Source organism: Aminobacter niigataensis (genome assembly GCF_946995915.1).
Taxonomy (GTDB): domain Bacteria; phylum Pseudomonadota; class Alphaproteobacteria; order Rhizobiales; family Rhizobiaceae; genus Aminobacter; species Aminobacter niigataensis.
Genome location: NZ_OX341517.1, coordinates 3,245,164 through 3,267,033, shown reverse-complemented (window position 1 = coordinate 3,267,033; position 21,870 = coordinate 3,245,164). Strand labels below are relative to the sequence as shown.

At 63.4% G+C, this 21,870-nt stretch carries 19 protein-coding genes; 6 read left to right on the top strand and 13 right to left on the bottom strand.

The window, feature by feature from the left end; translation table 11 throughout:
* Positions 1 to 17 precede the first annotated feature (17 nt).
* Positions 18 to 995, bottom strand: coding sequence for a quinone oxidoreductase family protein (locus O1Y97_RS15960; RefSeq protein WP_318761649.1), 978 nt, complete (start codon positions 993 to 995; stop codon positions 18 to 20).
* A 4-nt stretch (positions 996 to 999) separates the two neighbouring features.
* Entirely contained in the window at positions 1,000 to 1,740 is a 741-nt protein-coding gene (gene pcsA / locus O1Y97_RS15955) for a phosphatidylcholine synthase (protein ID WP_108609896.1), read from the bottom strand.
* 385 nt (positions 1,741 to 2,125) lie between these two features.
* On the opposite strand from pcsA, the gene O1Y97_RS15950 reads away from it, so the two are divergent.
* Positions 2,126 to 3,355 carry a UbiH/UbiF family hydroxylase gene (locus O1Y97_RS15950; protein WP_318761648.1) on the top strand — a complete coding sequence of 410 codons (1,230 nt, stop codon included), beginning with the start codon at positions 2,126 to 2,128 and terminating at the stop codon, positions 3,353 to 3,355.
* A gap of 5 nt (positions 3,356 to 3,360) precedes the next feature.
* Here the strand turns inward: O1Y97_RS15950 and O1Y97_RS15945 are convergent, their stop codons facing one another.
* Positions 3,361 to 4,323, bottom strand: a complete 963-nt coding sequence (locus O1Y97_RS15945; RefSeq protein ID WP_318761647.1) for an AEC family transporter — start codon at positions 4,321 to 4,323, stop codon at positions 3,361 to 3,363.
* Positions 4,324 to 4,593: 270 nt separating this feature from the next.
* On the opposite strand from O1Y97_RS15945, the gene hspQ reads away from it, so the two are divergent.
* Positions 4,594 to 4,917 (top strand): heat shock protein HspQ, encoded by a 324-nt coding sequence (gene hspQ / locus O1Y97_RS15940; RefSeq protein ID WP_055977660.1) that lies wholly within the window; start codon positions 4,594 to 4,596, stop codon positions 4,915 to 4,917.
* Positions 4,918 to 4,993: 76 nt separating this feature from the next.
* Here the strand turns inward: hspQ and O1Y97_RS15935 are convergent, their stop codons facing one another.
* A complete protein-coding gene (locus tag O1Y97_RS15935) occupies positions 4,994 to 5,620 on the bottom strand; it encodes an invasion associated locus B family protein (RefSeq protein WP_108609895.1) in 627 nt (208 codons plus the stop codon).
* A 327-nt stretch (positions 5,621 to 5,947) separates the two neighbouring features.
* Here O1Y97_RS15935 and O1Y97_RS15930 point away from each other — a divergent pair, with 327 nt between their 5' ends.
* From O1Y97_RS15930 to O1Y97_RS15920, 3 genes are all read left to right on the top strand, one after another.
* Entirely contained in the window at positions 5,948 to 7,675 is a 1,728-nt protein-coding gene (locus O1Y97_RS15930) for an extracellular solute-binding protein (protein WP_318764223.1), read from the top strand.
* A gap of 24 nt (positions 7,676 to 7,699) precedes the next feature.
* Positions 7,700 to 8,377 carry a DsbA family oxidoreductase gene (locus O1Y97_RS15925; protein ID WP_318761646.1) on the top strand — a complete coding sequence of 226 codons (678 nt, stop codon included), beginning with the start codon at positions 7,700 to 7,702 and terminating at the stop codon, positions 8,375 to 8,377.
* Positions 8,378 to 9,085: 708 nt separating this feature from the next.
* A complete protein-coding gene (locus O1Y97_RS15920) occupies positions 9,086 to 9,553 on the top strand; it encodes a GNAT family N-acetyltransferase (protein WP_318761645.1) in 468 nt (155 codons plus the stop codon).
* Positions 9,554 to 9,623: 70 nt separating this feature from the next.
* Here O1Y97_RS15920 and mfd read toward each other — a convergent pair whose 3' ends face one another.
* Both mfd and O1Y97_RS15910 read right to left on the bottom strand, forming a co-directional pair.
* Entirely contained in the window at positions 9,624 to 13,124 is a 3,501-nt protein-coding gene (gene mfd / locus O1Y97_RS15915; protein WP_318761644.1) for a transcription-repair coupling factor, read from the bottom strand.
* 8 nt (positions 13,125 to 13,132) lie between these two features.
* Entirely contained in the window at positions 13,133 to 13,420 is a 288-nt protein-coding gene (locus O1Y97_RS15910) for an FAD assembly factor SdhE (RefSeq protein WP_318761643.1), read from the bottom strand.
* 91 nt (positions 13,421 to 13,511) lie between these two features.
* On the opposite strand from O1Y97_RS15910, the gene recG reads away from it, so the two are divergent.
* On the top strand, positions 13,512 to 15,620 hold the full coding sequence (recG, locus tag O1Y97_RS15905; RefSeq protein WP_318761642.1) for an ATP-dependent DNA helicase RecG: 2,109 nt from the start codon (positions 13,512 to 13,514) through the stop codon (positions 15,618 to 15,620).
* Here recG and O1Y97_RS15900 read toward each other — a convergent pair.
* The 7 genes from O1Y97_RS15900 to O1Y97_RS15870 form a co-directional block, all read right to left on the bottom strand.
* Positions 15,572 to 16,327 (bottom strand): DUF502 domain-containing protein, encoded by a 756-nt coding sequence (locus tag O1Y97_RS15900; protein WP_318761641.1) that lies wholly within the window; start codon positions 16,325 to 16,327, stop codon positions 15,572 to 15,574. The two genes, recG and O1Y97_RS15900, sit on opposite strands and share 49 nt — an antisense overlap.
* A gap of 83 nt (positions 16,328 to 16,410) precedes the next feature.
* Complete coding sequence (locus tag O1Y97_RS15895; RefSeq protein WP_318761640.1) at positions 16,411 to 16,713, bottom strand: HigA family addiction module antitoxin; 303 nt, start codon at positions 16,711 to 16,713, stop codon at positions 16,411 to 16,413.
* A gap of 14 nt (positions 16,714 to 16,727) precedes the next feature.
* Positions 16,728 to 17,009 (bottom strand): type II toxin-antitoxin system RelE/ParE family toxin, encoded by a 282-nt coding sequence (locus tag O1Y97_RS15890; protein WP_183261102.1) that lies wholly within the window; start codon positions 17,007 to 17,009, stop codon positions 16,728 to 16,730.
* Between the two features lie 93 nt (positions 17,010 to 17,102).
* On the bottom strand, positions 17,103 to 18,926 hold the full coding sequence (gene glmS, locus O1Y97_RS15885; protein ID WP_318761639.1) for a glutamine--fructose-6-phosphate transaminase (isomerizing): 1,824 nt from the start codon (positions 18,924 to 18,926) through the stop codon (positions 17,103 to 17,105).
* Positions 18,927 to 19,071: 145 nt separating this feature from the next.
* On the bottom strand, positions 19,072 to 20,439 hold the full coding sequence (glmU, locus tag O1Y97_RS15880) for a bifunctional UDP-N-acetylglucosamine diphosphorylase/glucosamine-1-phosphate N-acetyltransferase GlmU (protein WP_318761638.1): 1,368 nt from the start codon (positions 20,437 to 20,439) through the stop codon (positions 19,072 to 19,074).
* Between the two features lie 99 nt (positions 20,440 to 20,538).
* A complete protein-coding gene (locus O1Y97_RS15875; protein WP_318761637.1) occupies positions 20,539 to 21,285 on the bottom strand; it encodes a cytochrome c biogenesis CcdA family protein in 747 nt (248 codons plus the stop codon).
* 131 nt (positions 21,286 to 21,416) lie between these two features.
* Positions 21,417 to 21,755: a hypothetical protein gene (locus O1Y97_RS15870; RefSeq protein ID WP_108608079.1), complete on the bottom strand. Its 339-nt coding sequence runs from the start codon at positions 21,753 to 21,755 to the stop codon at positions 21,417 to 21,419.
* Positions 21,756 to 21,870: the final 115 nt, after the last annotated feature.

The following is a 21,870-nucleotide window of genomic DNA, read 5'->3' as shown; positions in this document are numbered from 1 at the left end:
AGGATTCCAGCAACAATTCAAGGAATAAGTACCGTTGTTCCGGTGGTCTTCCGGCCTTCGAGATCGGCATGTGCCCGGGCGGCGTCGCGTAGCGCATAACGCTGGTTGATCCTGATTTCGACCGCTCCGTTGAGCACCACATCGAACAGCGCCTCGGCCGAGCGGACCAGATCTTCGCGCTTCGCATTATAGGCGAAAAGGGTCGGGCGCGTTGCATAGAGCGAGCCCTTCTGCGCCAGCAGCGAAATGCTGAATGGCGGGATCGGTCCCGACGACTGGCCGAAGCTGACGAAGGTTCCCAACGGCCGCAGGCAGTCGAGCGAACCGGGAAATGTGTCGTTGCCGACGGAGTCATAAACCACATCGCATTTCTGGCCGTCGGTGATCCTGGCCACTTCGGCGACAAAATCCTGGTCGCGATAGTTGATCACGTGGTCGAAGCCATGCGCCCTGGCGAGCTCGCCTTTTTCGTCCGAGCCTACCGTGCCGATCACCGTTGCGCCGAGATGCCTGGCCCATTGCCCGAGGATCAGCCCGACACCGCCGGCGGCGGCGTGATAGAGCACCGTGTCGCCTGCCTTCACCCTGAAGGTGCGCAGCAACAGGTATTCCGCCGTCATGCCTTTCAGCATCATCGCCGCGGCCTGCTCGTCGCTGATGCCGTCGGGCACCTTGACCAGCCTGTCGGCGGCAATCACCCGTTCTTCGCAATAGGCTCCGGTCGGCACGGCATAGGCGACACGATCGCCGACCTCGAGGCCTTCGACGCCCTCGCCGAGTTCCAGCACGACGCCGGCCGCCTCGCCACCTGGGATCACCGGCATGCCGTTCGGCGCCGGATAGAGCCCGGTGCGGAAATAGACGTCGATGAAATTGAGGCCGATCGCGGTGTGCCGGATCAGGACCTGGCCCGCACCGGGGCGGCCGGCCTCGGCCTCTTCGTAGACCAGCGCCTCGGGGCCGCCATGGGCATGGACTCGCAGGGCTTTCGGCATGGCGTCAGTCTTTCTCTGCGTCGAAACCCGGCTTGGCGCCGAGCCTGGGGAAGAACTGCATCACGCCGCCGATGAAGAACAGGTAGATGCCGCTGACGGCGATGCCGATCTTGACCCAGTCGCTGGCATGCATCGCCTGCGCCAGGGCGATGGCCCCGAAGGCGCACCAGATCAGCGTGATCGGCAGGTTGATGTTTCTCAGCCGCACGACGCGCACCGGATGCAGGAAGTTCATCGGCACGAAGGTCAGGATGCCGGCGATGACGACGACCGCGAACGAGACCCACTGCCCCGGTTCGATGACGAACAAGGTGAACACCACCATGTTCCAGACGACGGGGAAGCCCTTGAAGAAGTTCTCCTTCGTCTTCATGCCGGTGTCGGCATAGTAGATCGCGCTCGACACGACGATGATCGCGCCCGACAGGAACGACAGCCCTTCGCCCATGAAGCCGCTCTGGTAGAGCGCGAAGGCCGGAATGAGCACGTAGGTCACGTAGTCGATGATGTTGTCGAGCAATTCGCCCGACCATGTCGGCAGTATTTCCTTGACCTCGAGCTTGCGCGCGATCGGCCCGTCGATGCCGTCGACGAACAGTGCCAGCCCCAGCCACCAGAACATCGCCGTCCAGCGCTCCTCGCTTGCCGCAACCAGCGACAGGAAGGCCAGGAAAGAGCCCGAGGCGGTGAGCAGATGTACCGAAAAGGCGCGCGCTTGCGGCCAGGTGACTTTCTTAGGCTTCACGGTTGCCGCCAATCGAGTTTGCAGAAATGGGCCGGATGAACGACGCCGCAAGACAAGCATGTGCGGGAGAACTGCTGCGGCAGGAGGACATGAATTCTTCCTTCATGGCGCAATCCTGTTTGGCATCGGCAAACTCCCTTTCATCCGGCACTTAATAGCAGCGCCGCTTCCCAGACAAGCCGAAAGCAGAGTTGATGGCGTGCACGGTGAAGTTCGGCACAACTTCATGAAAAGATGAACAATAATCGAGCCATAGTGACGCAACGGAAAGCCGCGCGCCCGGTCGAATGGGATGAAACGCCGCGTTGATCAATGGCTTGTGCCTGCCTTATACCGGGATGATGAAGGTGCGCATTCGGCACCTCGCAAGCATGGACGGCGGCAGATGAGCGTCGACACGAAAACCCGCATTCTGGTGGCTGGCACCGGCCCGGTTGGCCTGATATCGGCGCTCGCTTTTGCCGAAGCCGGTTTCTGCGTCGTGCTTGCCGGACCGCCGGCGCGCGCCGACGACGGACGTACCACGGCCCTGATGGTCCCCGCGCTCAAGTTCCTCACCCGCCTCGGCGTTCTTGATGCCCTGGAAGCGGACGCCGCACCGCTCAAGGTCATGCGCATCATCGATGGCACCTCGCGGCTGGTCCGCAGCCCGATCGTCACGTTCCGCGCGGGCGAGATAGATGAGGAGCATTTCGGCTTCAACTTCCAGAACCGCGTCCTCAATGCCGTTCTGCAGCAGTCGGTCGAGGCCCATCCAGGAATCGAATGGCGCCGGGCCCTGGTGGACAACTGGACGACCGAACCGCACCAGGTCACGGCAGCGCTTTCGGATGGCACGACGGTGGTTGCACCGCTGGCGGTCGCCGCAGACGGACGAAACTCACCGGCGCGCCAGGCAGCAGGCATTTCGGCAACCGCCCGCACGCTGCCGCAGGCAGCCCTGGTGCTGAACTTCGCCCACAGCCGCGACCATGCCTTCACCTCGACCGAATTCCACACCGAAACCGGCCCGTTCACCCAGGTGCCACTGCCCGGCCGTCGCTCCAGCCTCGTCTGGGTGCTGCGGCCCGAGACGGCAAAGCAGTTCGCCGATCTCGACGACGCGGCACTGTCGCTGCGTGTCGAACACCAGATGCAATCGATGCTCGGCCGCGTCACCGTCGAGGGTGGCCGCCAGATCTACCCGCTCTCGACCTCGTTGCCCCAGCGCTTTGCCCAGAACCGCATCGCCCTCGTCGGCGAGGCCGCGCACGTGTTTCCGCCGATCGGCGCCCAGGGCCTCAATCTCGGCATCAGGGATGTCGACCAACTTGTTGAAATGGCGTTGAAACATGCCGCTGACCCGGGCGCGCAGGCAGCGCTTGCCGCCTACGACTCGGCACGCCGGCCCGACATTCTTGCCCGCACCAGCGCGGTCAACCTGCTCAACAGGTCGTTGCTGTCGGACATGTTGCCGGCGCAGCTCGCCCGCAGTGCCGGGCTCAATTTTCTCGGCGGTTTCTCGCCGCTGCGCGCCTTCTTCATGCGTGAGGGCCTTCGCCCGGGCAGCGGCTTTTCGTCGATCGCATACAGCCTGCGTTCGCCGCGCCGCCCGCGCGACATCTCGACGGAATAGCGTCTTTAAGGAAAAAGATCCGGCGGAAGTATGCCGTGCTGGATCATGTAGAGCAGGCCGGTGACCGTCAGCACCGAAGCGCATGTCGTCACCAGCACGCTGGCCGACGCCCGCTCGACCCACACGCCATATTGCTGGGCGATGACGAAGACGTTGGTCGCAGTCGGCAGGGCTGCCAGCAGCACCGCCGAAAACAGCCATACCGGCGAGAAATTGCCGATCCAGCTCAGCACGACGTAGCACAGCAGCGGGTGAACGATCAGCTTGAGCAGAGCGATCGGTACCATCTCGTGCGGTACCCGCTTGAGCGGCCGAAGCGCCAGCGTCACGCCCATCGCAAACAGCGCGCAAGGGGCTGCCGCCCGCGACAGATATTCGAGGAATCTCTCGACCGGAAGCGGCGGCCGGAACTCGACATAGGCCGCAAGCACCCCGACCGCCGTGGCGATGATGAACGGGTGGAAGGCGATCTTCTTGACCACGTCCAGCGCGACGCTCATCGGCGCGCGCGGCTCGTCGCCTGCCAGCGCCATCATCATCGGCGCGATGGTGAAATGCATGATGTTCTCGAAGCAGAAGATCAGCGCCACCGGCACCGCCGCCTCCTCGCCGAAGGCCAGCAACGCAAGCCCTGGCCCCATATAGCCGATATTACCGTAGGCCGAGGCTAGGCCCTTGATCGTCGATTCGGCGATCTCGCCCCGCCCCTTGAGGTAGGATGCCGCAAACATCAGCGCGAAGATGATGAAGGTCGAAAACACCGCGCCTGATATGTAGCCCCATTCCGTCAGCTGCTCGAACGGCGTCTTGGCAAGCAGCTGGAAAAACAGCGCCGGCAGCGCGACATAGACGATGAAGGTCGTCATCCAGCCGAGCGCTTCCAGCGGCTGCCTCGTGATCCGCGCCACCAGGAAACCCATGAAGATCAGGCCGAAGAACGGCAGGACCAGACCGATCACGTCAGACATGGGCACGTTCCCGCTTCGCAGGGCTGGAAAACACGCGCCCTTGCCTGTCGGTCAGGGTACGCAACGGAGCATTGTCAGCGTGCCGGGTATCGTGCGGCTTTGCCGTCCGTCAAGCCGCTATGCCATTGAAATGGCTGCCTTGCCGCGCCAAATAAGGATGAATGATGGTACACTCTCCGCGACAGCACGGTGCCCTCAGCGGGAACTTGGCTCTAAGCGTTTGAAAACAAAAGTGATTCGACTGGCATTGCGTAGCGTACGGTGATCGGCATGAAGACGGCAAAGTTCTCGATCGGACAGGTGGTGCGCCACCGGGTGTTCCCGTTCCGAGGTGTCATCTTCGATGTCGACCCCGAATTCGCCAATACCGAGGAATGGTACGACGCGATCCCAGCCGCCGTGCGCCCCAGGCGCGACCAGCCCTTCTATCATCTGCTGGCCGAAAACGCCGAGACCGAATACGTCGCCTATGTCTCCGAGCAGAACCTGCTCGAAGACAGTTCCGGCGAACCCGTCCGCCACCCCCAGGTCGGCGAATATTTCGACAAGACGTCGGACGGACGCTACGCCCCCAAGGCCCGCATCAGCCACTGAATTCAAATCGTTGATCTAAAGCAAAAAAGCGGAGCAATCGGCCCCGCTTTTTTTCATATCCGGATCGGAAGATCGATCAGTTGGCCGTCTTGGCCTTGTCCTGCTCTTCCTTGAGCTTCTTGGCGAAGTCCTGGTTGTTCTTCGACACGAATTCCTGGAGCTTCTTCTGGCGGTCCTCGAGGTCCGACTGCTTCATCGGCTCGCCGTCAAAGGCGCCGGTGAAGCCCGACAGCGAAACCTTGATCGGGTTCGGCTGGTTCTGGAAGTTGACCGAAGTCAGCGTCAGTTCGGTGCCCTTCTTGAAGGACGCCACGAGCTGATCGGAAAGTGCGGTCTCGGCAACGCAACGGTCGGGGAAGCAGATCACGTATTCGAGCTTCTGCGCCTTGCCGCCGTCGACCTGCAGGCCGATGCCGGGAGGCACGAGGCGGCCGCTCGGAACGGTGACCTGGAAGACCTTGCGGTTGACCTTGCCCTTGAGCTCGATCATCGAGATGCCGGTAACCAGCTGGCCGTTGCTGGCGGTCAGGATGTTCTGCACGTTGCAGATGTCCACGTCAGCCTGCTTGGAACAGGCCTTGAACCAGCCCTGCGGGATCTGCTGCTGCTGTGCGGCAGCAGGCGACAAGCCCGAAGCCAGCACACCGGCAACGCCAGCCGCCAAGGCCGACAGACGGAGACCGTCGAATTTCTGGCTCGTCATCTTCATGAATTCCTCTCAAACAATCCCGGAACCGGCCCAAGCCGTGTGTCGACGCTACCTGTTGGGCAAATGAGGCAACAGCATGACTTCGCCGCGCGTGTTACACTGCCGCGAGCCGCGAATCCAGCCTGTTTCCGCGCATTTCTTGTGCCTAGAGGCGGCAATAGACGGGCCGCATTCGCCTGCGCTACCCTTCGAATCATCAAAGCTTCCCCGAATTCGTGGAGAATCGTCGTGAGACGCACTCTTTCGCTGCTGGCCGCCACCGCCGCCATCGCTTTTGTCGGCCCGCAGGCGGCCCTTGCCGAGCCGGTTCACGGCCTCTCGATGCACGGCACGCCCGCTTTGCCGGCTGACTTCAAGAGCTTTCCCTATGCCAATCCCGACGCACCCAAGGGCGGCAAGATCACCTATTGCGTCATCGGCAGCTTCGACAACCTCAACCCGTTCATCATCAAGAGCCTGCGCACCACCGCGCGCGGCATGGTCGACGTCATTTACGGCAACCTCGTCTTCGAATCGCTGATGCAGCGCAGTGCCGACGAGGCCTTCAGCATCTACGGCCTCACCGCGAAGTCGGTCGACATCGACCCGGAGCGCAAGTGGATCGAGTTCAACCTCGACCCGGACGCCAAATGGTCGGATGGCAAGGAGATCACGCCCGACGACGTCATCTTTACCTATGAAGTCTTCACCGAAAAGGGCCGCCCGCCCTACTCCGACCGCATGTCCAAGATCGAGAAGATCGAAAAGACCGGCGACCACAGCGTCCGCTTCACCTTCAACGACAAGGCAGACCGCGAGTTTCCGCTGATCGTCGCATTGACGCCAATCGTGCCAAAGCACGCCTTCTCAAAGGAAACGTTCGACCAGACCACCCTCAAGCCGATCATCGGCAGCGGCCCCTATACGGTAGCCGAGGTGAAGCCCGGCGAGCGCATCGTGTTCAAACGCAACCCCGAATATTGGGCCCGTGGCATCCCCTCGAAGCGCGGCTTCGACAATTACGACCAGATCACCATCGAGTATTTCCTCAACGCCGCGGCCCAGTTCGAAGCCTTCAAGAAGGGTCTTTGCGACACCTTCACCGAGGCTGACCCCGTCAAGCGCGAGCGCGGCTTCGACTTCCCCGCCTACAAGAACGGCGACATCGTAGCCGAAACCTTCAAGAGCGGGCTTCCGCCTGTCGTCACCGGCTTCATGTTCAACACCCGGCTGCCGAAGTTCGCCAATCCGGTCGTGCGCCAGGCGCTCGGCATGCTCTACGACTTCGAATGGGCCAACCGGAACCTGTTCAGCGGCAAGTATGAGCGCACGGTCAGCTATTGGCAGGGCACGGAGCTTTCGGCCTATGGCGTGCCGGCCAGTGACAAGGAAAAGGCCCTGCTGGCGCCCTTCCCCGATGCTGTCCGCCCCGAAATCATGGACGGCACCTGGCGTCCGCCGGTCACCGACGGCTCTGGCCAGGACCGCAAGATCCTGAAGGCCGCGTTCGACCTGTTCAAGAGCGCCGGCTACACGCTGCAAGGCGGCAAGATGCAGGACAGCGAAGGCAAGCCCTTCGCATTCGAGATCCTGACCTCGTCGGAAGCCGAGCAGCGGCTGGCAGCCATCTACCAGCGCACGCTGGAAAAGCTCGGCATCGCGGTCACCATCCGCGCGCTCGAGGCCGACCAAATCCAGTCGCGCAAGCAGGCATTCGAATTCGACGCCCTGATCGGCGTCACCGGCTTCTCCGGTACTTTGTCCCCGGGTATCGAGCAGATCGGCCGCTGGGGTTCGTCCGCGGCGCAAAAGCAGGGATCGTTCAACCTTGCCGGCGTCTCCAGCCCGGCGGTCGACGCCATGATCGACGCCATGCTGAAGGCCCGCGAGAAAGAGGATTTTGTCGCTGCCGTGCGTGCACTCGACCGCCTGCTGATCTCCGGCAGCTACATGGTGCCCATGCAGCACAACTCCGAACAATGGATCGCTTTTGCCAAAAGACTCAAACATCCGGAAAAGACACCCATATTTGGCTATCAGTTGCCGGTCTGGTGGAGTCAGGGCGGCTAATCAGCGTCAATCAAGGACTTTTTCATGACAGAACAGAACAAGCTCACCATCGACGTCGTCTCGGACGTGGTCTGCCCGTGGTGCTTCCTCGGCATGAAGCGCCTCGAAAACGCGCTTGCCAGCCTGCCCGACATCGAGGCCGAGGTCCGTTGGCGTCCGTTCCAGCTCGACCCGACGATTCCGCCCGAGGGCAAGGAACGCAAGGCCTACATGCTGTCGAAGTTCAATGACGAGACGAAGCTCAAGCAGGCCCATGCCAACCTCGTGTCGCTTGGCGCGGTCGAGGGCATCTCATTCGATTTCGATGCGATCACCGTTGCGCCCAACACGCTCGACGCCCATCGCGTCATCCGCTGGGCAGCAGCTTCAGGCGCAGGCGTCCAGGACAAGCTCGCACGCGCGCTGTTCAGCCTCTATTTCGAGCAGGGCAAGAATGTCGGCGACCACGCCGTGCTCGTCGAAGCCGCCCGCCAGGCAGGCATGGACGCTGCCGTGGTCGAAGCGCTGCTGGCGACCGATTCCGACCATGACGAGGTGACCAACGAGATCGTCACCGCTTCGCGCATGGGCATCACGGGCGTGCCCTGCTTCCTGCTCGACGGCAAATATGCCGTCATGGGCGCGCAGGATTCGGCAACGCTCGCCGACGCCATCCGCCAGGTCGCAGCCGAAAAGGCAGCGGGCGAGCCCGTCCTCAACTGAACTCGCCGGGCGACTGCGCCCGACGGTTATGCGAGGCATCCAAAGCCCCTTTCGCTTCGGCGATCGGGGCTTTTTTCATGTCGACGATGAGCGGTGTCGGCGCCAGTGCCGGTTGGGCGCCAGCATTGGGCCTTAATTGGCTTCATCCACGTCACGGCATGGATCCCCGGGTCTCCGTGACGTCGCTACGCTCCTGCTCCGCCCGAGGATGACGAAGGCATGAGGCCCGCGGCTAATCGCCAAAGTTGGCACTTGGCAGCTTCAGGATGCCTGTCGGGATTCGAAACTGGCACCCGGCAAGGTTCTCTCGGCAAACTGCCTATAGGGGCTCTCGGCAGACCGCAGAGCAATGCAGGAACAAGCAACTGCCGCTTTCTGCCAGTCATCGGCCCGGCAACGGGAGCTTTTCTGCCATTTACTGCTCAAGAAACGGATGCCCGCTGCCAGTCACCGGCGTTGACGATTAGCCACGAGCCTCCGTGCCTTCGTCATCCTCGGGCGGAGCAGGAGCGAAGCGAACTGCGGAGACCCGGGGATCCATGCCGTCCACCTCAACGAGGTGCGCCATACACTAGAACGGCAGAGCCTTGCAGCGAACTCGCGACGACGCCCGAGTGCGCAACATCCCTCGCCTGCTCTGGCCACTCTTGGCCCGAAACAGCAATTAGGCTACGCAAGTAACCTCGATCCTTCGAGACAATTTCGGCAATGAAAGACATAGCATCCCGGCCCTACGCAGCCGACGATCTTCACGCCTGCCTGGCGATCTTCGACAGCAACGTGCCGACCTTCTTTGCACCAGAAGAGCGCGCAGACTTTTGCCAGTTTCTGAAAAGCATCAATACCGAGGACCGGCCTTATCTGGTGCTTGTTCGCAATGGCTCGGTGATCGCCTGTGGAGGGCTGGGTGTCGAACCAGAACGGAAGCGCGCCAGTTTGGCGTGGGGAATGGTCGACAGGGCCTCTCATGGACAGGGACTTGGAACCAGTCTGACGTTGGCCAGATTGGAGCTGGCGCGCGCTATCCCTGATATCGCCGAGCTGATCATGGATACAAGCCAGCACACCCACGGCTTTTATGAGAAGTTCGGCTTCACCGTCACGAAAGTCACGCCAGATGGCTTCGCGCCAGGATTGGACCGCTGGGACATGACGTTGAGCCTCACCGAGACCTGATCGGCCAATCCAGAGGCTGCTCCGGCATCGCACCGTGGCGATGCCGGTTCCCATCCACCCACAAGTCGCCTCAGGCCGCCTGTTCGGCGAGTTTTGCCAGCTGCGTCATGATCACCGCCGAACCGGCCAGTCGCTTCTCCGGGTTTGGCCAGTCGCGTGCAAACACCACGCTGTGGTCGGGCCTGATCTTGGCCAGCGAACCCTGCTCGGCGATGTAGCGCACCAGCCCGGCCGGGTTGGCGAATTCGCGCTTGCGGAACTGCACCACCACGCCCTTCGGCCCGGCATCCAGCTTCTCGACATTGGCCTTGCGGCACAGCGCCTTGATGAAGACGATCTTGAGCAGGTGCTTGACCTCTTCCGGCAACGGCCCGAAGCGGTCGATGAGTTCGGCGCCGAAGCCGTCGATCTCCTCGGTGTTCTCCAGGTCGCCAAGACGGCGGTAGAGCGCAAGCCTCAGTTGCAGGTCGGGCACATAGGCTTCCGGGATCATCACCGCCGTGCCGACCGCGATCAGCGGCGACCAGCCGGTATCGATCGCTTCGCCGCTGCCGCGCAGCTCGGCCACCGCCTCCTCGAGCATCTGCTGGTAGAGCTCGAAGCCGACTTCCTTGATGTGGCCCGACTGTTCCTCGCCCAGCAGATTGCCGGCGCCGCGGATGTCGAGATCGTGGCTGGCCAGCTGGAAGCCCGCCCCCAGCGTGTCGAGCGACTGCAGCACCTTGAGCCGTCGGTCGGCAGTGGTGGTCAGCGTCCGGTTGGCCGGCAGCGTGAACAGCGCATAGGCGCGCACCTTCGAGCGGCCGACACGACCGCGCAGCTGATAGAGCTGTGCCAGGCCGAACATGTCGGCGCGGTGCACGATCAGCGTGTTGGCCGTCGGGATGTCGAGGCCGGATTCGACGATCGTCGTCGACAGCAAGACGTCGTACTGGCCGTCGTAGAAGGCGTTCATGATATCGTCGAGCTGACCTGCCGCCATCTGGCCGTGCGCCACTGCGACCTTCAGCTCCGGCACCGATTCCTGAAGGAATTGATGCACTTCCGCGAGGTCTGCAATGCGCGGCACGACATAGAAGCTGTGGCCGCCGCGATAGCGCTCGCGCAGCAGCGTTTCGCGGATCACAAGCGGATCATAGGGCGAGATGAAGCTGCGCACCGCCATGCGGTCGACTGGCGGCGTGGCGATCAGCGACAGCTCGCGCACGCCGGTCAGCGCCAGCTGCAGCGTGCGCGGGATCGGCGTCGCCGAAAGCGTCAGCACGTGCACGTCGCTCTTCAGTTCCTTCAGCCGCTCCTTGTGCTTGACGCCGAAATGCTGCTCTTCGTCGATGATCAGAAGGCCGAGATTCTTGAACGAGATCGACGAGCCGAGCAGCGCGTGCGTGCCGACGACGATATCCACCGTGCCTTCGGTGATGCCTTGCTTGGTCTCGGCCAGTTCCTTGGTACCGACCAGCCGGGACGCCTGGCGCACCTTCACCGGCAGGCCGGCGAAGCGCTGCGAAAACGTCTTGAAGTGCTGGCGCGACAGAAGCGTCGTCGGCACCACCACCGCCACCTGGAAACCTTCCATGGCAGCGATGAAGGCCGCGCGCAGCGCCACTTCCGTCTTGCCGAAGCCGACGTCGCCGCAGATCAGGCGGTCCATCGGCTTGCCGGCGCCAAGGTCTTCCATCACCGCGTCGATGGCGCTCTGCTGGTCGTCGGTCTCCTCGTAGGGGAACCGCGCCGCGAACTCGCCATAGATACCGTCGGGCGGGTTCATCGCCGGCGCTTCGCGCATGTGCCGTTCGGCGGCGAGCTTGATCAGCTGCCCGGCCATTTCGAGCAGGCGCCGCTTGAGCTTGGCCTTCCGCGACTGCCAGGCACCGCCACCGAGCTTGTCGAGCTGGGCTTCGGCCGAATCCGATCCGTAGCGCGACAGAAGCTCGATGTTTTCGACCGGCAGGAACAGCCGGCCGTCCGAGGCATAGTGGATTTCCAGGCAGTCGTGCGGCGCGCCCAATGCCTCGATGGTCTTCAGCCCGACGAAGCGGCCGATGCCGTGGTCGGCGTGTACGACGATGTCACCGGACGACAGCGCCGAGGCTTCGGCGATGAAATCGGCGGCGCGCTTGCGTTTCTTCGAGCGCCGGATCAGCCGGTCGCCCAGGATGTCCTGCTCGGCGACGAACACCAGGTCGCCCGCCTCGAAGCCCGCTTCGATCGGAAGCACGGCAAGGCCCGCTTCGCCGGCCTTCAGCGCCTCGATCTCGGCAAGGTTTGCCACGCGCTTGAGGTTGCCGAGATCGTGCTCGTCGAGTATCTGTGTCAGCCGGTCGAGCGAGCCTTCGGTCCAGCCGGCAACGACGACGCGCCGCTTTGCCGCCCGCTGGTCGGCGATGTGCCTGGCCACCACGTCGAAGACATTGGCGTTCGGGTCGGCGCGTTCCTCGGCAAAGCTGCGCCCCGCATGCGAGCCGGCATGCAGCACCTTGCGTCCGCTCGAAAAGGGCGTGTCGAAGGGGGTCAGTTCGGCATTGGCCTGGTCGGCGAGCGCCGAAGCCACCTCATCCGGCGACAGGTACATCTGCTCCGGCGCCACCGGTTTGTAGGGCACCGCGTCCTTCAGGCCTTTACCCTCGCCTTGCTTGCGGCGGGAATCGTAGTGGTCGAGGATCAGGGCGTGGCGCTCGCCCAGCGCCTCGCGTGCCAGATGGTCGAACACCACGGGCGCATCGGGCAGATAGTCGAACATCGTTTCGAGATGCGAATAGAAGAACGGCAGCCAGTGCTCCATGCCGGCAAATCGCCGGCCCTCGCTGACCGCTGCGTAGAGCGCATCGTCGCGCGACGGCGCACCGAACGCCTCGATATAGCTGCGGCGGAACTTGCTGATCGTCTCCGGCGTCAGCGCCACCTCGCTCATCGCCTGAAGCGTCACCGAGTTGCGGCTGCCTGTCGTGCGCTGGCTCGCCACGTCGAAGGCGCGGATCGTTTCCAGCGTGTCGCCAAAGAAGTCGAGCCGCAGCGCGTCTGTCGCACCTGGGGCATAAAGGTCGAGGATGCCGCCGCGCACGGCGAATTCGCCGACGCCGCGCACCGTCGGCACGCGCTCGAAGCCGGCGCGCTCCAGCCGCGCCACCAGCCCGTTCATCTCGACCTGGTTGCCCGGCTTGGCGCGGAATTCTTGCGCTTCGATGGCAGCCGAAGGCGGCACCCGTTGCAACAGCGCGTTGGCCGTGGTCAGCACTATGGCGCGATGCGGCTCCTTCCGAAGCGCGATCATCGCCGCCAGCGCATCGAGCCGTCGCGCCGCCGCATCCGAGCCGGGCGATACGCGGTCGTATGGCAGGCAGTCCCAGGCCGGCAGCTCGAGCACCGGCATATCGGGCGCCACGAATGCCAGTGCCTCGACGATCTGTGGCAGCCGCTGGCCGTCGCGCGCGACAAACAGCATCGGCCGGTCGGGCGCCATCTCGGCAGCCGCCACCGCAATCGCGAAAGCCTCGTAGCCGTCGGCCACGCCATCGACGATGAACTGTCCGGCGCGGCCCTTGGGCAGGCCGATTGGTTTCAGCAAGCTCATGATTTGACTCAGATTGTGAAGGCGCTGCGCGATGCCACGATCTGGCGGTAGACGTCATGGTCGACGGCCTCGGGCACCTGCGCCTCGCCGACGATCCACGACAGCAGGTCCCTGTCGGTGATGTCGAGCAGCGCCTCGTAAAGGTCGAGCTGTTCGTCGCTCAGCCTGTCGATATGGGCATCGGCGAAATTGCCGAGGATCAGGTCCATCTCGCGCATGCCGCGATGCCACGAACGAAACAGCAGCTTGCGCCTGCGCGTATCCAGCCCTTCGCTCGAGCGTGTCGTTCCGGTCATGTCCAAAATCCTCTTATGCCGGGCGCATATAGCGTGGATAGCTGCCCCTGTCAGCCTTTGCCCCGGCAACTCCAGCGCATAAGCTGACATCATGCGCCCATCACTGCTCGATCCCCTGTTCTCACCCATCACCTCGCTTGCCGGCATCGGGCCCAAGGTCGCCGTGCTGATCGAGAAGGTCGTGCCGGCCGATCTGGGTGATCGCGCCGCCCGTACCGGCGACCTGCTGTTCGTCCTGCCCAACAGTGTCATCGACCGCCGCAACCGGCCCGGCATAGCACTTGCCGCCGAAGGCGCCATCGTCACGCTCGACGTGCGCATCGATCGTCACCAGCCGGCGCCGCGCGGCAACCGCGCTGCGCCTTACCGGGTCTTTGCCCATGACGACACTGGCGAGATCGCTCTGACTTTCTTCCATGCCCACGCCGCTTACCTAGAGAAGGCGATGCCCGAAGGCGAGAAGGTCATCGTCTCGGGCCGCATGGAGTGGTTCAACGGCCGCCCGTCGATGGTCCACCCCGACCATATCGCCCTTGCCAGCGAGGCCGACAAGCTGCCGCTGGTCGAACCCGTTTATCCGCTCACTGCGGGGCTGTCGTCGAAGGTGCTGCGCCGCGCCATCGGCCAGTCGCTGGAGCGGGTGCCTGTCTTCCCGGAATGGCTCGACGCAGATGTCATGCGCAAGCAGAGCTTCCCGCCCTTCGCGGCAGCGCTCCATCGCGTCCACAACCCCGCCGATCCGATCGACGCCTCACCCGAAAATGCAGCCTGGCGCCGGCTCGCCTATGACGAATTCCTCGCCGGCCAGGTGTCACTGGCCCTCGTTCGCGCCCGGGTGCGTAAGCTGCACGGTCGGCCGCTCACCGGCGACGGCCGCCTCGTCGAAGCGCTGCGCAAGGCCCTGCCCTATGCGCTGACCGGCTCGCAGGAGCAGGCCCTTGCGGAGATCAACGAAGACCTGGCAAAGCCCGAACGCATGCTGCGCCTGCTCCAGGGCGATGTCGGTTCCGGCAAGACGGTAGTCGCCCTGCTCGCCATGGCCCGCGCCGTCGAGGCCGGCGGCCAGGCAGCACTGATGGCGCCGACCGAAATCCTCGCGCGCCAGCATCTCGCCACCATCGCGCCGCTTGCAGAGCGCGTCGGCAAGACCGTGGCCGTGCTCACCGGCCGCGAAAAGGGCCGCGAACGCAGCCAGATCCTCGCCGGCCTCGAAAGCGGCGAGATCGACATCGTCATCGGCACGCACGCGCTGTTCCAGGAGACCGTGGTGTTCCGCGACATGGCGCTCGCCGTCATCGACGAGCAGCATCGCTTCGGTGTCCACCAGCGCTTGGCCATGAACGCCAAGGGCCAGGCGCCCGACATGCTGGTGATGACCGCCACCCCCATCCCGCGCACCCTGGTGCTCACCGCCTTCGGCGACATGGATGTTTCGCGCCTGACCGAAAAACCGGCCGGCCGCCAGCCGATCAAGACAGTCACCCTGCCGCTCGAGCGTATCGACGAACTCGTCGGCCGCATCCGCGACGCGGTCGCCGAGGGCCAGAAGATTTACTGGATATGCCCGTTGGTCGAGGAATCCGAAGAAATCAAGCTGATGTCGGCGGAAGATCGTTTCGCCTCGCTGCAGCCGGTCTTCGGCGACCGCATCGGCCTCGTTCACGGCCGCATGAAGGGTGCCGAGAAGGACGACGCGATGCGCGCTTTCAAGGAAGGCGAAACACGCGTGCTGATCGCCACCACCGTCATCGAGGTCGGGGTGGACGTGCCCGACGCCACCATCATCGTCATCGAGCATGCCGAGCGCTTCGGCCTCGCCCAGTTGCACCAGTTGCGCGGTCGCGTCGGTCGCGGCTCGAAGCCTTCGTCCTGCGTGCTGCTCTACAAGGATCCGCTCGGCGAGACCGCCAAGCGCCGCCTGTCGGTCATGCGCGAGACAGAAGACGGTTTCCTCATCGCCGAGGAAGACCTCAAGCTGCGCGGCGAAGGCGAATTGCTCGGCACGCGCCAGTCCGGCACGCCGGGCTTCCAGGTCGCCCGTATCGAAGCCCACGCCGACCTTCTGGAAATTGCCCGCGACGACGCCCGGTTGATCCTTGCGCGTGACCCCGAACTTGTATCGCCGCGCGGCGAAGCGCTCAGGCTGCTGCTTTACTTGTTCGGCCGCGACGAGGCTGTCAGGTTGCTGAGGGCAGGCTGAGGCAGTACGCCGACAGGCGGGTTGCCCATCGGTCCTTCGATCGGCACGCCATTCGCAGTGATTCTGCTCTTCGTCTCCGGCGCCACCAGCCCCGCCGAAACGATCAGCTTGGCGCCGTCCTCGATGCTCATGTCGAGCAGCACGACCTCAGATCGCGGCACATACATCAGGAACCCGGTTGTCGGGTTCGGCGTGCACGGCATGAACACCGCCATCAGCGGATCGCCCTCCTGGTCCAGCTTTTCGTTGATCTCGCTGCGTTTGTCGGCGGCGATGAAGACGATGGACCACACGCCCTTGCGCGGATATTCGACCATGCCGACCGTACGGAACATCTCGTTCTTGTCGGAAAGAGCCGTTTCGAACAGCTGCTTCAGCGCCTTGTAGAGCCCGCGTACCAGCGGCATCCTGTTCAGCAGCCGCTCGCCGAAGGCAACGATCGCACGGCCGATGAAATTGGCGGTCAGGAAGCCGATCAGCGTGATCAGCACGAGGGCGACGATCAGGCCAAAGCCCGGCACCTGGATTGTCAGGTAGTTGTCCGGATTGTACTTCGCCGGAATGTACGGCTTGACCCAGGAATCGACCCAGCCGATGAACGACCAGACGATATAGATGGTCAGCACCAGCGGCGCGCAAACGACGAAGCCGGTGAGGAAATAGTTCCTTAGCCGGGTCATGCCCGAGGTCTTGTGGGTATCCGACATTCCGCAGCGCCGCCCTCTTTGCAGCGCAACATTAGTCAACCACGCGGTGCATTGGAACAGCGATCTTCGTAGGGGGCGTAAGCCTAGGCCGCAGCTTCCATCGGCTCGATCTTTTCAAGCTCGGGGGCCAGTTTGAGCGCTTCCGTCTCGAGCTCATAGGATTGCTGGAAGTTCATCCAGAATTCGGGTGTCGTGTTGAAATACCGGGCAAGGCGAAGCGCCGTATCGGGCGTGATCCCGATCTCCTCTTTGGCGATGCGTTCGATGCGCGTGCGTGGCAGATTGAGCTTCGTCGCCAGCGTGCCGGCACTCATGCCCAAAGGTAGCAGATATTCCTCGCGCAGAAACTCACCGGGATGGACGGGACGTGCAAATTTCAACGCCATGTCTGCCTCCGTATTCAATGGTAATCGACAATCTCAACATCTTCAGCGCCAGCTTTCGTCCATCGGAAGCAAATGCGCCACTGATCGTTGATCCGAATTGAGTGCTGGCCGGCTCGGTTGCCCTTCAACGCCTCCAGGTGATTTCCGGGAGGCGACCGAAGATCGCTCAACTCGACGGCATTGGCCACGGCGCGCAAACGTCGCTCACCTCTGGCGACAAGATCCGCCGGAAAACCTTTCGGCGCCTCGCCGGCGGCAACCGCTTCGACGGCCTTGCCTTTGAACGAAACGATCATATGCCCACCCTACGTTCCGTATCATATACTGATACGGAACCAAGAGCAAGCGACGCGTATCATTGATTGATACAGATACCTTGCCGGCCCCGCCTACTCCACAGTCACCGATTTCGCCAGGTTGCGCGGCTGGTCGACGTCGGTACCCATGAACACGGCGGTGAAATAGGCCAGCATCTGGATCGGCAGCGCGTAGATGATCGGTGCGATGAACTCCGGCACGTCGGGCAGCACGATGGTTTCAAGCGTCTTCACTGTCGCCTGCGCCGCACCCTTCTTGTCGGTGATCAGGATGATCTTGCCGCCGCGCGCCGCCACTTCCTGCATGTTCGAAACGGTCTTCTCGAAGATGCGGTCATGCGGCGCAATGACGATGACCGGCATGTTCTCGTCGATCAGCGCGATCGGGCCGTGCTTGAGCTCGCCGGCGGCATAACCCTCGGCGTGAATGTAGGAGATTTCCTTGAGCTTCAGCGCGCCTTCCATGGCGAGCGGGAAATTGGTGTCGCGGCCGAGGTAAAGCACGTGTTTGTAGGACGACAGCTCGCGCGCCACCTTCTCGATCTGCTTGTCGAGCTTGAGCACCTGGGCGGCATAGCGCGGCGTCTCCGAAAGGCTGCGCACCAGCGCCTTTTCTTCATCCGCGGTGATCGTGCCGCGCTGCGAGGCCGCCCGGATGGTCAGCGCCGCCAGCACCGAAAGCTGGCAGGTGAAGGCCTTGGTCGAGGCGACACCGATCTCCGGCCCGGCCAGCGTCGGCATCGTCACGTCGGATTCGCGCGCGATCGTCGATTCGCGCACATTGACGATGGCGCCTATCGGCACGCCCGCCTTGCGGCAGTAGCGCAGCGAAGCCAGCGTGTCGGCGGTTTCGCCCGACTGCGACACGAAGAACGCCGCACTTTTCTTCGAGATCGGCATCTCGCGATAGCGGAATTCCGAGGCGACATCGATGTCGACCGGCAGCCGCGCATGGCGCTCGAACCAGTATTTACCGACCAAGCCGGCGAGATAGGCCGTACCGCAAGCCGATACAGCCAGGCGGTCGATGTCGGCGAAACTGAACGGCAGGTCGAGCGGCTTCGACGTCCCTTGCGTGAAGTCGAGATAATGCGCCAGCGTGTGCGAGATCACCTCGGGCTGCTCATGGATTTCCTTTTCCATGAAGTGGCGGTGGTTGCCCTTGTCGACGAGATAGCTCGAGCCGACCGACTGGCGCCGCTGGCGCTCAACCGGGGTCCCGTCCATGTCGTAGATCTGGAACTGGCTGCGGCGCACCACCGCCCAGTCGCCGTCCTCGAGATAGGTCACCGAGTTGGTGAAGGGCGCCAGCGCAATCGCGTCCGACCCCAGGAACATCTCGCCCTCGCCATGGCCGATTGCCAGCGGCGGGCCATTACGGGCGCCGACGATCAGGTCCTCGTCACCCTGGAACATGATGGCCAGTGCGAAGGCGCCGTGAAGACGCTTGAGCGAGGCGTGGGCGGCTTCGATCGGCTGGGTGCCGCGCGCCAATTCGCGCGCGATCAGGTGTGCCACCACCTCGGTGTCGGTCTGCGAGGTGAATTCGTAGCCGTCGGCCGTAAGCTCCTGGCGCAGCTCAGCAAAATTCTCGATGATGCCATTGTGGACGATCGCCACGCCGTTGGAGAAATGCGGGTGAGCATTGGTCTCGTTGGGCACGCCGTGGGTGGCCCAGCGCGTGTGGCCGATGCCAATGTTGCCGCCCAGCGGCTCGGCCTTCAGCCGGCGCTCGAGATTGATGAGCTTGCCCTCGGCGCGACGGCGCGCGAGTTCGCCATTCTCGATCGTGGCGACGCCGGCCGAGTCATAGCCGCGATACTCGAGCCGCTTCAGCGCATCGACGATCAGCGGCGCAACCGGCGTCTGGCCGACGATTCCAACGATTCCGCACATGATTTTGCCCCGTCCAATCCCTCAAAACCCTGTCGGCCTTTTAGGCAGCGCAACTGCCAAGCGGAAGTCACATTCCGTTTCGCAACGTATCAGCCATCCAGCCCGTCAGGATGGGCAATCGTCGCACGGTAGGATTGAAATGCGGTTACTTCACGCCCGCCTTCTTAGCCGCGGCCGCCGAAGCAAAGCGCTCGCGCAATTCCTTGCCCTTGCCCGGCAGCGTCTTCTGGCGCGCGCGACCGAAGGCCAGTGCATCTCCGGGGACTTCTTCCGTAATGACACTGCCCGACGCGACATAGGCGCCGGCGCCGATTACGATTGGGGCGACCAGCGAAGAATTCGAGCCGATGAAGGCGCCCGCGCCGATGTCGGTGAAGAACTTGGAGTAGCCGTCATAGTTGCAGGTGATCGTGCCCGCACCGATGTTGGCGCCCGCGCCGACGCGCGCATCGCCGATATAGGTCAGGTGGTTGACCTTGGCGCCCTTTTCCACCGTCGCCTTCTTGACCTCGCAGAAATTGCCGACCTTGGCCTTTTCATGCAGGTCTGCGCCCGGCCTGAGCCGCGCGAAAGGCCCGACCTCGGCGCGCGGGCCGACGTTGCTGCCTTCAAGATGGCTGAAGGCGTGGATGGTGGCCCCGCCAGCGATCTTCACGCCGGGGCCGAACCAGACGTTCGGCTCGACCAGCACATCGGAGCCGATCTCCGTGTCGTGCGAAAAATAGACGGTTTCGGGCGCGATCAGTGTCGCACCTTCCAGCATTGCCTGCCGGCGGCGCCGCTTCTGCCAGATAGCTTCGGCCTCGGCCAGTTCGGCGCGGTTGTTGATACCGAGCACGCTGTCGAAGCTCGCCTCGGTGGCCACGACCTTGAGCCCTGCCTTGTCGGCGATCTCGACGATGTCGGTGAGGTAGAATTCGCCCTTGGCGTTGGCGTTGCCGACCTGGTCGAGCAGCTTCAGCGCATGCGCGCCGGCAACTGCCATCAGTCCGGCATTGCAGAACCCGATCTTGCGTTCTTCCTCGCTGCAGTCCTTGTCCTCGCGGATCGCCACCAGCCTGCCGTCCTTTTCGAGCAGGCGGCCATAACCTGTCGGGTTCGGCGGACGGAAGCCGATGACCACGACCGCGGCACCATCGGCGAGCTTTTGCCGCGCCGTCGCCAGCGATTCGGCCTCGACCAGCGGCGTATCGCCGAACATCACCAGCACATCGTCATGGCCGCGTGCGATCGCCTGTCGTGCAGCCAGCACCGCATGCGCGGTGCCCAGGCGTTCGGTCTGGACGAAAACCTCGGCCCCTGGCGCAAATCTCTCTGCCGCCGCCTTCACCTCGTCGCCGCCATGGCCAACGACCAGCGCCAACCCGTCGGCACCTGCGGCCTCGGCCGTCCGCGCGACATGCGCCACCATCGGCAGCCCGGCGATCTGGTGCAGCACCTTGGGGCTGGTGCTCTTCATCCGGGTGCCCTCGCCGGCGGCAAGGATGATCGACAGGCAGGTTCTCGAGGTCATGGCGGCGTCCGGATTGGAAGAAGGCGGCTGGAATCGGCCACCTTTCTAGCATTGCTGGCAATCGCCTCCAATGCACACCGATTTCGACGGTTTGAAGGATCAGCCGAGCTGGCCGAGCACCGGAAAGCGCTCCAGCAGCCAGTAGGATGCCGTCTGGATGCCGCCGGTCAGGAACAGCACGCCGGCCACGACCAGAAGCCCGCCGATCACCTTTTCGACCTTGCCGAGATGCACGCGGAATTTGATGAGGAAGCGCATGAAGGCACCCGAGAACATCGCCGCGATCAGGAACGGAATGCCGAGCCCGAGCGAGTAGACGGCGAGCAGAGCCGCGCCCTCGCCCACCGTCTCGCGGCCGCCGGCCAGCGTCAGGATCGGCCCCAGCACCGGCCCGATGCAAGGAGTCCAGCCGAAGGCGAAGGCGAGGCCCATGAGATAGGCGGCCAAATTGCTCGCCGGCTTGCCCTGCGACTGGAAGCGCGCCTCGCGCGATAGCATGGGAATGCGCAACAGGCCGAGGAAGTTGAGACCCATCAGGATGATCAGTACGCCCGCCGCCATGGCCAGCGGCTCCTGCCAGGTGCGCAGCAACTGCCCGATGGTCGAGGCGCCGGCGCCAAGCGCCACGAACACCGTAGTGAAGCCGAGGACGAAGGAACCTGACGCCGCAAGCAGTGCGCCGCGCGCCCGCGAAACCGTTGCCACGCCGCCGTCTGCCTTGAAATCGTCGACCGAAACGCCGGCCATGTAGCAGAGATAGGGCGGCACCAGCGGCAAGACGCAGGGCGACAGGAACGACAGGGCGCCTGCCCCCAATGCGCTGAGATAACCGATGTCCAGTACCATGCCATGCTGCTCCGCGGATCTTCCGGCGCCGCATATAGCGGGCCGTCGTGCTCCGCACCAATCACCATTCCGTGGCAAGTCGTCGCCGAGCGGCAAAAACCCTCCGGCGACGCATCGCATCGGTCAATCGATCATTCGTGGATGGTGTATTCGCCCAGCTCGCAGAGATTCTGGGTGTCTTCGGTGGTGTCGAGATCGGAACTTTCCTCGAACTCGAAGCGCATGTCGTACTCGCAGGTGCGGCGACCATCGGCGATGGTGATGCTCATGCTCTCGCCCGGGGCTAGCGTGTCACGGCCGAAAATGTCGTCTTCCCACTGGTCGACGCCCACCGGCGAGGCATAGAAATTCGTCAGCACCGACGACGTGCCGTTCTTGAGCGAAAACACCAGATCTTCGGCCTGGGCTATGGCGGGCAGTGCCGAAACAGCGAGAACGGAGGCAACGGCAAGTTTCAAAAGGCTATGCATAAATGTATGTCCATATCGATGGGCAGCCCGGTATTGGGCGCCATGCTCTAGCAGCGGCATATGCGCCCAGCAATATCGTCGCCGGGCAATATTCCACCACTAGGGCGACCGTCAG